Origin of the sequence: Burkholderia anthina (assembly GCF_001547525.1) — a bacterium.
Lineage (GTDB): Bacteria > Pseudomonadota > Gammaproteobacteria > Burkholderiales > Burkholderiaceae > Burkholderia > Burkholderia semiarida.
Genome location: NZ_CM003768.1, coordinates 1,603,517 through 1,617,005, shown reverse-complemented (window position 1 = coordinate 1,617,005; position 13,489 = coordinate 1,603,517). Strand labels below are relative to the sequence as shown.

Below are 13,489 nucleotides of genomic sequence, written 5' to 3'. Positions count from 1 at the left end.
CACCGGCATCTACCGCGCGCAGGCATCACGCCCGCACGCTTTCGGACAGACCGACCATGAAACTGTTGAAATGGCGATGGACAGGCGTGCCGCGCGCGGCGCTGTTCGCATGCGTCGTGCTGCTCGTGTCGGGTAGCGCCATGCCACGTGCGGCGCTCGCGGTGTCGGCGTTTGCGCAATACGATCAGCCGAAGTACCCGACCAATTTCGCGCATTTCGATTATGCCGATCCCGACGCGCCGGACACCGGCACGCTCAATTTCGAAAACTACGACCAAGCGCAGAGCTACGACTCGCTGAACCCGTTCCTCGTGCGCGGCTCGCCCGCGCCGGACATCAAGAACCTGATGTTCGACACGCTGATGCAGCGCAGCTGGGACGAGCTCGCGTCCGAATACGCGCTGATCGCCGACGACGTCGAGGTCGCTCCCGACGGGCTGTCGGCCACGTTCCACATCAATCCGGCCGCGCGCTTTTCGAACGGCGACGCGATCACCGCGGCGGACGTCAAGTATTCGTTCGACACGCTGACGAGCCCGCAGGCGTCGCCGATCTACAACGCGCAGTTCTCCATCATCAAGCGCGCGGTGGTGATCGACCGGCACGCGATCCGCTTCGAATTCCAGCACGCGGAGCGCGACGCGGCGCTGATCGCGGGCGACTTGCCGGTGTTCTCGCCGAAGTGGGGGCAGCGCGCGGACGGTACGCGGCCGCCGTTCGACCAGATCGCGAACGTGCCGCCGATCGCGAGCGGCGCGTACCTGATCGAGCAGCGCAGGAACGACAAGCAGATCACGTACGTGCGCAACCCGCACTACTGGGCCGCGAACCTGCCGTCGCGGCGCGGGATGTTCCGTTTCGCACGCGTGTCCTTCAAGCTGTATCTCGACCAGTACACGGCGCTCGAGGCGTTCAAGGCCGGCGATGTCGACGCGCGGGTGGAGTACAGCTCGACGCAGTGGGCGCGCAAGTACGTCGGCAAGAATTTCCGCAACGGGCTGCTGAAGAAGGGCGAATTCCCGGATGGCCCCGCGCAGATGCAGGGTTTCCTGATGAACCTGCGCAAGCCGATGTTCCAGGACGTACGCGTGCGGCATGCGCTCGCGCTGGCATTCGACTTCGACTGGATGAGCCGGATGATGTTCTACGGGCAGTATCGCCGCACCAACAGCTTCTGGGACGCGAGCCCGTTCGCGGCATCCGGCATGCCGAGCGCGAAGGAACTCGCATTGCTGGAGCCGTTCCGGTCGACGTTGCCGCCGGAGGTGTTCGGCCCGATGGTCAAACAGCCGTCGACGCTGCCGCCCGGCTCGCTGCGCGCGAACCTCAGGCAAGCGCGCGACCTGCTCGCGCAGGCCGGCTGGCACTATCGCGACGGCGCGCTGCGCGACGCGAACGGCACGCCGATGACGATCGAGATCATCGACGACGAGCCCGGCATTGATCGTCTGATCCTGCCGTACACGCAGGCGCTGGCGACGCTCGGCATCCACGCGTACCTGCACGAGATCGACAGCGCGCTCCACCAGAAGCGGCTCGACAATTTCGAGTACGACATGACGACGTATATCTACTCGCCCGTGACGATCCCCGGCGCGGAGCTGACGCGCCGCTTCGGCAGCGCGGCCGCCTCGCAGCCCGGCTCGGAGAACTATCCGGGCGTGAAGTCGAAGGCCGTCGACGCGCTGATCCGCGCGGCGCTCGCGGCAGATACGCTCGACGATCTCGAGACGGCCACGCACGCCCTCGACCGCGTGCTGATCAACCTGTACGTGCTGGTCCCGCAGTACTACCTGCCGAACGCGCGGATCGCATACAAGACGACGCTCGGCCATCCGGCGGTCGTGCCGGCTTCCTATCAGTACGAGGACTGGATCGTCGACTACTGGTACGTGAAGAAGCCGGCCGCACGACCACAACCCGCTCCGGCGGCCTGACGGGGGAGCAACGATGCTGGCATACATAGTGAGGCGGCTGCTGCTGATGATTCCGACGCTGATCGGCGTCGTGACGATCACATTCGCGGTCACGCAGTTCGTGCCGGGCGGCCCGGTCGAGCAGGTGCTCGCGCAGTTGCGCCACGGCAGCGCGCGTGGAGGCGACGCGGGCGGAGGCGGGGGCGGCTACCACGGCAGCCAGGGCGTCGATCCGCAGCAGATCGAGCAGATCCGCAAGCAGTTCGGTTTCGACAAGCCGCCGCTCGAACGCTACGCGCTGATGCTGAAAAGCTACGCGACGTTCGACCTCGGGCAATCCTATTTCGCGCACCGCAGCGTATGGGCGGTGATCCGCTCGAAGTTGCCGGTGTCGATCACGCTCGGGCTGTGGACGGTGATTCTCACGTATCTCGTGTCGGTGCCGCTCGGCATCGCGAAGGCGGTGCGCAACGGCTCGCGGTTCGACACCGTGACGAGCGTGCTGGTGCTGACCGGCTACGCCGTGCCGGGCTTCGTGCTCGGCGTGCTGCTGCTGATGCTGTTCGGCGGCGGCACGTTCTGGCAGGTGTTCCCGATGCGCGGGCTCACGTCGGACAACTTCGACGACCTGACGCTGATCGGCCAGATCCTCGACTATCTGTGGCACATCGCGATGCCGGTCACCGCGTCGGTCGTCGGCAATTTCGCGATCGTCACGATTCTCACGAAGAACACGTTCCTCGAGGAAATCGGCCGGCAATACGTGCTGACCGCGCGCGCGAAGGGCGCGCCGGAGCGCGACGTGTTGTGGAAGCACGTGCTGCGCAATGCGGCGATTCCGCTGCTCACCGGGCTGCCGGCGGCATTCGTCGGCGCGTTCCTGAACGGCAACCTGCTGATCGAGACGCTGTTCTCGCTCGACGGGATGGGGCAACTGTCGTACGACTCGGTGATCCGCCGCGACTATCCGGTCGTGCTCGGCTCGCTGTTCCTGTTCACCCTGATCGGTCTGCTGACCAAGCTTATCGCGGATATCTGCTATGTCCTCGTCGACCCCCGTATCCAGTTCAGCCGCCTGGACCACTGATCCGGCCGCCGTCGCATGCGCGGCGTCGCCGTCGCCGTGGCGACGCACGTGGCTGCGGTTTCGCGCGCAGCGGCTCGGCTACTGGAGCCTCGTGATCTTTGCCACGCTGTTCGCGATCAGCCTGCTGGCCGACGGATTGTCGAACGACCGGCCGCTCGTGGTGCGCTATGACGGGCACCTCTATTTCCCGATCGTGAAGGACTATCCGGAGACGCAGTTCGGCGGCGATTTCCCGGCGAAGACCAACTATCTCGATCCGTACATCCGCGCGAAGATCGAGTCGCACGGCAACTTCGCGATCTACCCGCCGAACCGCTACCGCTACGACACGATCGATTATTTCGCGTCGCGGCCGTACCCGGCGCCGCCGTCCGCGAGCAACTGGCTTGGCACCGACCAGTTCGGCCGCGACGTGCTCGCGCGGCTGCTGTACGGATTTCGGCTGTCGGTGCTGATGGCGTTCGCGCTGACGGTCTCGGGCGTCGCGATCGGCGTGCTGACGGGCGCGCTGCAGGGCTTCCACGGCGGACGTACCGATCTCGTCGGGCAACGCCTGATCGAGATCTGGAGCGCGCTGCCCGACCTGTACCTGCTGATCATCTTCGCGTCGATCTTCGAACCGTCGCTGTGGCTGCTGTTCATCCTGCTGTCGATGTTCGGCTGGCTCGTGCTGTCCGACTACGTGCGCGCGGAGTTCCTGCGCAACCGCGCGCTCGACTACGTGAAGGCCGCGCGCACGATGGGGCTGTCGAACTGGCAGATCATGTGGCGGCACGTGCTGCCGAACAGCCTGACGCCGGTGATCACGTTCCTGCCGTTCCGGATGAGCGCGGCGATCCTGTCGCTGACGAGCCTCGACTTCCTCGGCCTCGGCGTGCAGCCGCCGACGCCGAGCCTCGGCGAGCTGCTGCAGGAAGGCAAGAACTACCTCGACGCGTGGTGGATCTCCATCTCCGCGTTCTCGGCGCTGGTCGTCACGCTGCTGCTGCTTACGTTCATGGGCGACGCGCTGCGCAACGCGCTCGACATGCGCGCGCGCGGCTCGGCCTTCGGCGGGGAGCAACGATGACGGCGCCGTTGCTGGACATCCGGCGGTTCTCCGCGCACTTCGGCGCGAAAGCCGCCGTGAAGGACCTAGACCTCGCGGTCGCGCGCGGCGAGCGCGTGGCGCTCGTCGGCGAGTCGGGCTCGGGCAAGAGCGTGACGGCGCTGTCGATTCTGCGGCTCGCGCAGCAGGCGACGCTGTCGGGCCAGATGCTGTTCGACGGCGAGGATCTGCTCGCGAAGACCGAGCAGCAGATGCGCGGCATCCGCGGCGCCGATATCGCGATGGTGTTCCAGGAGCCGATGACGGCGCTCAACCCGTTGTATACGATCGGCAAGCAGATCGCCGAGAGCCTGCGGCTGCACGAGGGGCTGCGAGCGGGCGACGCGCGCGAGCGCGGCATCGCGCTGCTGCGGCGCACCGGAATTCCGGAGCCGGAACGGCGCATCGACAGTTTTCCGCACCAGTTGTCGGGCGGCCAGCGGCAGCGCGCGATGATCGCGATGGCGCTCGCGTGCCGGCCGCGGCTGTTGCTCGCGGACGAGCCGACGACGGCGCTCGACGTGACGGTGCGCCAGCAGATCGTCGATCTGCTGATCGAGCTGCAGGAGCAGGAGGCGGCCGCGCGCGGAATGGCCGTGCTGCTGATCACGCACGACCTGAACCTCGTGCGGCGCTTCGCGCAGCGCGTGGCCGTGATGGAGCAGGGCGTGCTCGTCGAGACGAATACGACCGGCGCGCTGTTCGCCGCGCCGCGGCACGCGTACACGCGCCGGCTGCTCGACAGCGCGCCGCAACGCGCGGTCGAGCCGGTTGCGGCCGACGCGCGGACGATCCTCGATGTCCAGCACCTTGCCGTCGATTACCGCATCGCGGCGAAGGGTTGGCGCGCGGCGTTCGGCAAGACGGCGTTCCGGGCCGTGCACGACGTGAAGCTGAGCCTGCGGCGCGGCGAGACGCTCGGGATCGTCGGCGAATCGGGGTCGGGGAAATCGACGCTGGCGGCAGCCGTGCTCGGCCTGCAGCGGCCGGCATCCGGCGGCATCGAGATCGACGGCATGCCGCTGGCGTCGCTGCGCACGACACGCGGCCGGCGCGCGCTGTACGGCCGCATGCAGGTCGTGTTCCAGGATCCGTTCGGCTCGCTGTCGCCGCGCATGACGGTCGAGCAGATCGTCGGCGAGGGGCTCGCCGTGCACCGGCCGACGGTGGCCGGCGCCGCGCGGCGCGCGCGCGTCGCGGCCTTGCTGCAGGAGGTCGGCCTGCCGGCCGAGGCAATGCTTCGCTATCCACACGAATTTTCCGGCGGCCAGCGCCAGCGCATCGCGATCGCGCGCGCGCTGGCGGTGGAGCCTGAATTGCTGGTGCTGGACGAGCCGACGAGCGCACTCGACGTGTCGATCCAGAAGCAGGTGCTGAATCTGCTGACGAATCTGCAAAAGAAGTATGAACTGAGCTATCTGTTCATCACGCACGATCTCGCGGTGATGCGTGCGATGGCCCATCGGGTCATCGTGATGAAGGCGGGGCGCGTGGTCGAGGAAGGCGATACGCTCGACGTGTTGCACGCGCCGTCCCACCCGTATACGCAGGCGCTGCTCGCGTCGTCGATGCTCGCGCCGGAACCGGGGCCGCGGCAGCGGGAAGGGGACGCGGATGAGTGACGTGAAGCGGGCGCGGCGCGCCCGTACCGTTCGCTGACGCACGCCGATGCCGTCGTTCTTCATCGACCGCCCGGTATTTGCGTGGATCGTCGCGCTCGCGATCGTCGTCGCGGGCGTGCTCGCCATTCCGCAATTGCCGGTCGCGCAGTATCCGCGCCTTGCGCCGCCACGCGTCGTGATCACGGCGGCCTATCCGGGCGCGTCGACCGAGACGGTCGACGGCGCCGTCGGCAGCATCATCGAGGAAAGCCTCGACGGCGCCGACGGGCTGCAGTACTACGAAACGAGCAGCGACGGTCACGGCAATCTCGAGATCGACGTGACGTTCGCGCCCGGCACCGATCCGGACATCGCGCTCGTCGACGTCAACAACCGGCTGAAGCAGGTCGAGCCGCGGCTGCCGCAGCAGGTCGTGCAGCAGGGCATCGGCGTGTTCAAGGCCGCCAACACGTTCCTGATGCTCGTCACGCTGACGTCGACCGACGGCACGCGCGACTCCGCCCAGCTCGGCGACTATCTGAACCGTTACGTGCTGCGCGAACTGAAGCGCGCGCCGGGCGTCGGCGCGGCCCAGCTGTGGGACGCCGACGAGGCGCTGCGGGTCTGGCTCGATCCGAACAAATTGCGCGAATACGACCTCGGCGCCGACGACGTGATCGCCGCGATCGGCGTGCAGAACGCGACGGTCACGGCCGGCGCGATCGGCGATGCGCCGTTCGAGCGCGGCCAGCAGCTCACCGCGACGATCGTCGTCAAGGGGCAACTGACGTCGCCGGAGGAGTTCGGCCGGATCGTGCTGAAGTCGAAGCAGGACGGTTCGGTGGTGCGTGTCGCCGACGTCGCCCGCGTCGAAATCGGCCGCGACGACTATTCGTTCTATTCCCGGCTGAACGGCCGCCCGGCGGCCACCGTCGGGATCCAGCTCGGCCCGCGCGGCAACGCGCTCCAGACGTCGAACGCGATTCGGGCGCGGCTTGCCGAGCTGTCGAAGACGCTGCCGCCTGGCGTCGCGGTCGAGATTCCATTCGACGGCGCGCATTTCGTGACGATCGCCCTTCGGGAAGTCGTGCTGACGCTCGTCGAGGCCGTCGTGCTGGTGTTCTGCGTGATGTGGCTGTTTCTGCGCGAGCTGCGCTACACGCTCGTGCCGACCGTCGTGATTCCCGTCACGCTGATGGGCGCGTTCGTCGCGATGTGGGCGTTCGGGCTGTCGATCAACGTGTTCACGATGTTCGGCCTCGTGCTGGCGATCGGCATTCTCGTCGACGATGCGATCGTCGTGGTCGAGAGCGTGCACCGCGTGATGGAGGAGGGCGTGTCGCCGCGCGAGGCGACGCGCCTCGCGATGAAGCGGATCGGCGGGGCGATCGTCGGCGTGACGGCGGTGCTGACGGCCGTGTTCGTGCCGATGGCGTTCTTCCCGGGCAGCGTCGGCGGCATCTACCGGCAGTTCGCGGTGTCGATGATCGCGTCGATGCTCGTATCGTCGTTCATGGCGCTGTCGCTCACGCCGGCGCTGTGCGCGAATCTGCTGAAGCCAGTCGGCCGTCGCGAAGGCGCCCACGTGCCGCGACGCAGCCTCGGCGCGCGCCTGGCCGACCGCTTCGGCGTCGCGTTCGCGCGGGCCGAAGCCGGCTATCGGCGCGTGACCGTGTCGGCGGTACGCCGCACGGGCACGGTCGCGGGCCTCTACGTCGCACTCGTGGCCGTGTGCGGGCTGCTGTCCTGGATGATGCCGGGCGGCTTCCTGCCGACCGAGGACCAGGGGCAACTGCAGGTGATGATCCAGTTGCCGGCTGGCGCGACGCAAGCGCGTACGGTGGCGGTCGTCCAGCGCGTCGAGGCGATTCTGCGCGCGGAGCGGGCCGTCGCGAACGTGACGAGCGTGATCGGCTGGAGTTTCGCGGGCAGCGGACAGAACGTCGCGATGGCATTCGTCGAGTTGAAGGACTGGACGCGGCGCGACGTCGATGCGACGACGTTGCGCGATCGCCTCAACCGGCGCTTCGACGGGATGCTCGACGGCGACGTACAAGCGACGCTGCCGCCATCGGTGCCCGGCCTCGGTCACGCGGACGGCTTCACGTTCCGTCTCGAGGATCGTGGCGGGGTCGGGCTCGACGCGCTGAAGGCCGCTCGCGAGCAGATGGCCGCGCGCGCGAAGGCAGACCCGGCGCTCGCGTCCGTGCATTTCGAGGACTTGCCCGATGCGCCGCGCATCGAGCTCGACGTCGATCGCGCGAAGGCGTATGCGCTTGGCGTGCCGTTCGAGCGCATCGCGGGGCTGCTCGGCGGTACGTTCGGCTCGAACTACATCAACGATTTTCCGGCGTCGGGCCGGATGCGCCGCGTGATCATCGAGGCAGACCCGGCCGCACGCGCGACCGACACGCAACTGATGGCGCTGACGGTGCCCAACCGCACGGGGGACATGGTGCCGCTGTCGGCCATCGCCGCGCCGCACTGGACGGTCGGGCCCGTGATGCTGAATCGCTACGACGGCTATCCGTCGCTCGACGTCAGCGGCCGGGCGGCGACCCACACCAGTTCGGGCGCGGCGATGGCGGAGATGGAGCGGCTTGCCGCGATGCTGCCGGCCGGGATCGGCTACGACTGGGTGGACGCGGCGCGCGAGGAGCGGATCGCCGCGCGGCAGACGCCGCTGCTGGTCGGGTTGTCGGTGCTCGCGGTGTTCATGGCGCTTGCCGCGCTGTACGAAAGCTGGACGATTCCGTTGTCGGTGCTGACGATCGTGCCGCTCGGCATCGTGGGGGCATTGGCGGCGGCGCTCGCGCGCGGGATGCCGAACGACGTGTACTTCAAGGTCGGGATGATTACCGTGATCGGGTTGTCGGCGAAGAATGCAATTCTGATCGTGCAGTTCGCGCGTGAGCTCGTCGGGCGCGGCGTGCCGCTGCGGCAGGCGGTGGTGGAGGCGGCGGCTGCGCGGTTTCGGCCGATCGTGATGACGTCGATGGCGTTTCTGCTCGGCGTCGTGCCGTTGGTGCTGGCGACCGGCGCGGGTGCGGAAATCCGGCGTTCGATCGGAACCGGCGCGTTCGGGGGCGTGCTGGCGGCGACAGTGTTCGGGCTGGTGTTCGCGCCGGTGGCGTTTCGGGTAGTCGTGTCCATAGGCCGGCGCGGGCGGCAGGCGGCGGTGACGAAGCGCGACGCGCAGCGCGTGGAAACGCCCGGGAATCTGGAGACCGATTGATGGTCGCGACGGGTGTTCCACACGAAGGCTGTCAACTCGCCGGTGCGCGACGCCGCGCACGTGCGCGAAGGGCTGCTCCATCAAGAGTCCGATCTGTTCTCAGGATGAGTGCCCGCTCTTTGCTAAACAAAAAAGTTCTGGCTGACGAGTACCGGCAGTGTGCTCCATTGCGGCGCATTCGGGAGGGGGCGAAAAACAGCCGAACAAGGAAGACAAGACAACGGTATCGGCTGGTGAACCATATCGCTTTCATTCGGCACCAACCGAGTGCGCTTAATGCACCTAAACAAAGTTATGCGGCATCAAATATTTTTTGACGCATCGATTCTGTCCTGCTATGTTCGCGTCCAACGTAAAACTTTGGTAGCGAACGGTAATGAAGATTCCGTGCATTAAGGCTTTCAAAGTGAAGACGTAAAGCAGCCCTTCGACGAGCGACTGGTTTTCCTGGCAACGCGTACGCGCTAATTGACGAGGCGCCATAGTGCGAATTTTCCAGGGTGCAGCTTGTTTGCAGCCGTTCGATGCGCGGAAAGATCGACTCATGTAATTAGGTTTCCTAACTCTATGGGAATGCCGTTTCTTGTATTTCAAATTAATTCCACTTGTCGGTAGAAGAAATAACGTTGAAAGAAATGCGCAGGCGAACGGAATGGTTGCGATCGCTAGATGACGAATCAGGAAAGCGGGGCAGCGCTATTTAAAGGCCGGCGAATCTCCGTGCATACAAAAAGGTCAGGCCTTGCGACGACAGAGGGGTGTTATGAAACCAACGGCTTTGGGATCGGCAATACGCAGCATCGTATGGGCTGAAGTCGCGTTGACGGCGGCTTTGGGTACCTCCGCTTACGCGCAGACAACGCCTGTCGACGGAAGCGTCGCCGCCGAGCAAACCGGCAGCGCTGCCGCCGCCGCGCCGGCGCCGGCATCTGGCGCCACCGCCGGCGGGCAGAGCGTGAAAAAGCTCGACAAGTTCGAGGTGACGGGCTCGCTGATCCGCACATCCGACAAGGTCGGTCACACCGAAGTGCAGGTCATCACCGCGAAGGAAATCCAGCAAAGCGGATACACGACGGTCGCCGATTTCCTGCGTTCGACCTCGGCCAACTCCGCAAGCAGCTGGGGCCAGACGACGATGAACAGCTCGGCCCCCGGCGGCGCCGGCATGGCGTTGCGCGGGCTCAGCGAGAAATACACGCTCGTGCTCGTCGACGGCCAGCGCGTCGCGAACTATGCGCAGTCGGTGAACTTCACCGACACGTTCTTCGATGTCAACGCGATCCCGCTGAACATGGTGGAGCGCGTCGAGATCGTCAAGACCGGTGCGGTATCCGTGTACGGCTCCGACGCGATCGCGGGCGTCGTCAACATCATTACGAAGAAGAACTTTCAGGGCCTGCAGATCGACGGCCAACTCGGCAAGGCGCAGCATCCGGGCGACGGGCAGGGTAACTTCAGCGTACTGGCCGGCTTCGGCGATCTGAATTCGGATCGCTTCAACGTCACCGCGGCCGCCAGCTATTACCGCGATTCGGGCTCGACGCTCGGCGATCGCGACATGACGTCGGCGCAAGACTTCACGCAATATCCCGGCGGGCTGGCAGCGCCGCTCGGGCCGAACCAGCAATCGTACTGGTCGCGGGCGGACGGCTCCAAGGTGCCGCTTTCGCCGTGCCCGCCGGGCAGCAAGACGAGCGCGACCAATTGCACGTACAACCCGGCCGCGTCGACATCGCTCGTTCCGTCCACGACGCGCCTGAACGCGAAGGTGCGCGCCACCTTCAAGATCGACGACAACACGCAGGCCTATGCGGGCTTCTGGGTGAGCCGCGATGAAACCGTCCAGTTGCAGGGACCGGCCTCCATCTCGAGCACGACGAACGTCTACAACCCGTCGACCGGGTCCGTTTCGCCGCTGCCGCGCACCGTACCGGTGAGCAACCCCTATAACCCGTTCGGCGTGCCGACGGCGATCAACCTGACCTTCCCGGGCAACGTCGTGGGGGCGGACACGGTATCGACGTTCTGGATGGCGAACACGGGCGTCAAAGGTTCGTTCGATGCAGGCAGATTCGGCGCATGGGACTGGTCGGCCGATTACGGCCATTCGCAGAGCACCGTCGATACGACGTATCGCAACCGGATCAACGTCGCGGGCCTCGAGAACATGCTCGCGAACGGCACCTACAACTTCTCGAACCCGGCCGCCACGCCAAACGGCCTGAACGGCGTTTTCACGGACGACGATCAGCAGGCCATCTCGAAGGTCGACAGCGTGACAGCCAAGGCCTCGACGTCGAATCTCTTCACGCTGCCCGGCGGCCCGGTCGGCCTGGGCCTGGGCACGGAGTTCCGCCACGAATCGTCGACGATCAACCCGCAGACGCTCGCGTCGCAGGGCGTATCCGCGCCCGCGAACGTGCAGACGGTGGAGGGGTCGCGCAACGTCGCCGCCGCGTTCTACCAGGTCGACATTCCGATCCTGCGCAATCTGACGTTCACGCAGGCGGGCCGCTACGATCACTACAGCGACTTCGGCGGGGCGTTTTCGCCGAGCTTTGCGCTGCGTTTCCAGCCGGTGCAGATGCTGACGACGTATGCATCGTACAGTCGCGGCTTCCGCGCGCCGACCCTCGTCGAAAACTCGCAGGCCGTCTATCTCTCTCACCAGAACCTCGTCGATCCGAACGATCCGAGCGGTGTGCCGACGAAGCACTTCACGACGGAGCAAGTCGCGGGCAATCCGAATCTTCAGCCCGAGCACACGAAGAACTACAACATCGGCTTCCAGCTTTCGCCCGATGCGATGACCGATATCGGCGCGGCGTTCTACAAGGTCCGCATCGACGGCGTCATCGGCACCGACGATCCGAACGCGGTGCTCGTCGCCAACGATCCCTCCCGCGTCGTGCGCAACGCCGACGGATCGGTGCGTTACCTCGTTCAGCATTTCGTGAACCTCGGCGCGCTCGACACCGATGGTTTCGATCTCAACTTCCGCAAGGCGCTGCGCACCAAGTACGGCACGTTCACGCTCGCAGGCGACTGGGCTTATGTGTGGCACTTCAAGCTGCACAGCCCCGGAACTGCACCGCAGGACTTCGCCGGCAACAACCTTGCGCTGCTGCAGCCGTTCGGCGCGAGCAACCCGCGCTGGAAGGGCAACACGAGCCTGAGCTGGGACTACCGGCAGCTGACCACCACGCTGACCTGGCAATACACGGGACCGTATACGAACGCCGTGGCCGCGGAATTCGGCGACGGCGGTACGGGATCGGTGGCGTCGTACAGCCAGTTCAACCTCATGTTCAACTATCGGGGCTTCAAGCATTGGACGATTTACGGCGGCATCACGAACCTCTTCGACAAGAAGCCGCCGTTCGACGTCGAGTGGCAAGCCGTGCCCGACATCACTGGCTATGACCAGTCGCTCTACACGGACCTTGGCCGCTTCTTCCAGATCGGGGCGACGTACCGGTTCTGACAGGGAGGAAACCGCCAGGCGGCAACCGGTCCCGGCGCGCGGCCCGCGCCGGGACGACGAAGAATGAGCTGGACTGGCAGTCGGCTTTACTCAAGGCAAGGGCGGAGGCGCAAGGTTTGAACGCGAGGATGCTTGGCTAGCAGCACTCCATGCAGTCGACTTTATCGTATTTGACATAATCATAATTATCGATAGTTCACGTGTAAAAGCAAAGTAGTAATGTCGCATCTGAGCAAAGTTGAAATGTCGCTTTCGGGCCGCGTAAGCTAACCGGCCGCCGGCTGGTCATCGGTTTCGTCGAGTCCCGTCAAATCGCCACTTCCGGCGGTGCCTGCCGAAACAGCCGCGTAATCCAGCACAGATACACGAGCCCGAGCGCGAACCACACGACGCCGAGCACGAGCGCCGTCTTCTCGAGGCTGACGAGCAGCCATATATCGGCCACCGCGCAGCATCGTGCCGACCATTTGCCGCATGCCCGAGCGCCGCGCGAGATCGATCAGGCTCGACAGCAGCATACGGCCGAGCCCTTGCCGCTGCCATGCGTCGTCGATCACGATCGCGCATTCGACGATTTCGGTTGATCCATCGTCAATCGCATAACGCGCAACGCCGATCAAACGCTCGCGACCGCCGGCGCGGATCGTCGCGATCACCGCGCCTTCCCGCCGGCGATCGATGCGGGTCCATCGGATCAATTCGTCTTCGGTCGGCTTACGTGCGGACATCAACCTCAGGTAGCGGCTGCGGCTCGACAGCCGGTCGACCAGTTCGCGTTCGATGTCGAGATCGTCGGGCTCGATCGCACGCAGGAGGATCGGCGTTCCGTCCCGCGCGTCCCGGACGCGCCGGACGCCGAACGCCGGCGCATCCTGCCTGGCCGTGACGCAGGCCGCCCATTCGGGCGCCATCGTATCCATCGTGCCCTCCGCCTTTTCCTGCGGGTCGGGCGCGTCGCCACCGGATCGCCGCGTACCCTGCCCTGACCTTATGCATCGATTATCGGGACGGCCGCCCACCCGATAAATGCCTGGCGGAAGACTTCACAGTTGGTCGTGCGGAAACAATGGACCGGCGAC

The 13,489-nt window shown here is 65.8% G+C and carries 6 protein-coding genes and 2 pseudogenes; 6 read left to right on the top strand and 2 right to left on the bottom strand.

Translation table 11 applies throughout. From position 1 onward, the window contains the following. Nucleotides 1-56 precede the first annotated feature (56 nt). The 6 genes from WS64_RS07425 to WS64_RS07400 all read left to right on the top strand — a co-directional run bounded on the left by WS64_RS07425 (nucleotide 57) and on the right by WS64_RS07400 (nucleotide 12,410). A complete protein-coding gene (locus tag WS64_RS07425) occupies nucleotides 57-1,937 on the top strand; it encodes an extracellular solute-binding protein (RefSeq protein WP_060966138.1) in 1,881 nt (626 codons plus the stop codon). Nucleotides 1,938-1,950: 13 nt separating this feature from the next. After that, on the top strand, nucleotides 1,951-3,003 hold the full coding sequence (locus tag WS64_RS07420) for a microcin C ABC transporter permease YejB (protein WP_059645841.1): 1,053 nt from the start codon (nucleotides 1,951-1,953) through the stop codon (nucleotides 3,001-3,003). Further along, the gene (locus tag WS64_RS07415) at nucleotides 2,957-4,072 is read left to right on the top strand and encodes an ABC transporter permease (protein ID WP_060966137.1); all 1,116 of its coding nucleotides are present in this window, start codon (nucleotides 2,957-2,959) and stop codon (nucleotides 4,070-4,072) included. The genes WS64_RS07420 and WS64_RS07415 overlap by 47 nt, the downstream gene beginning before the upstream one ends. Beyond that, complete coding sequence (locus WS64_RS07410) at nucleotides 4,069-5,712, top strand: ABC transporter ATP-binding protein (RefSeq protein ID WP_060966136.1); 1,644 nt, start codon at nucleotides 4,069-4,071, stop codon at nucleotides 5,710-5,712. The genes WS64_RS07415 and WS64_RS07410 overlap by 4 nt, the downstream gene beginning before the upstream one ends. 46 nt (nucleotides 5,713-5,758) lie before the next feature. Beyond that, nucleotides 5,759-8,926: a multidrug efflux RND transporter permease subunit gene (locus WS64_RS07405; RefSeq protein WP_060966135.1), complete on the top strand. Its 3,168-nt coding sequence runs from the start codon at nucleotides 5,759-5,761 to the stop codon at nucleotides 8,924-8,926. A 763-nt stretch (nucleotides 8,927-9,689) separates the two neighbouring features. After that, nucleotides 9,690-12,410 (top strand): TonB-dependent receptor plug domain-containing protein, encoded by a 2,721-nt coding sequence (locus tag WS64_RS07400; RefSeq protein WP_060966134.1) that lies wholly within the window; start codon nucleotides 9,690-9,692, stop codon nucleotides 12,408-12,410. A 307-nt stretch (nucleotides 12,411-12,717) separates the two neighbouring features. Here the strand turns inward: WS64_RS07400 and WS64_RS35190 are convergent. Beyond that, a pseudogene (locus WS64_RS35190) lies at nucleotides 12,718-12,858 on the bottom strand (amino acid permease); the annotation flags it as partial. A 79-nt stretch (nucleotides 12,859-12,937) separates the two neighbouring features. Next, nucleotides 12,938-13,138 (bottom strand): annotated as a pseudogene (locus tag WS64_RS35185) (hypothetical protein); the annotation flags it as partial. Nucleotides 13,139-13,489 lie beyond the last annotated feature (351 nt).

Coding starts and splice junctions, on each gene's coding strand:
- WS64_RS07425 (WP_060966138.1), top strand. CDS start 57: ATGAAACTGTTGAAATGGCGATGGACAGGCGTGCCGCGCGCGGCGCTG.
- WS64_RS07420 (WP_059645841.1), top strand. CDS start 1,951: ATGCTGGCATACATAGTGAGGCGGCTGCTGCTGATGATTCCGACGCTG.
- WS64_RS07415 (WP_060966137.1), top strand. CDS start 2,957: ATGTCCTCGTCGACCCCCGTATCCAGTTCAGCCGCCTGGACCACTGAT.
- WS64_RS07410 (WP_060966136.1), top strand. CDS start 4,069: ATGACGGCGCCGTTGCTGGACATCCGGCGGTTCTCCGCGCACTTCGGC.
- WS64_RS07405 (WP_060966135.1), top strand. CDS start 5,759: ATGCCGTCGTTCTTCATCGACCGCCCGGTATTTGCGTGGATCGTCGCG.
- WS64_RS07400 (WP_060966134.1), top strand. CDS start 9,690: ATGAAACCAACGGCTTTGGGATCGGCAATACGCAGCATCGTATGGGCT.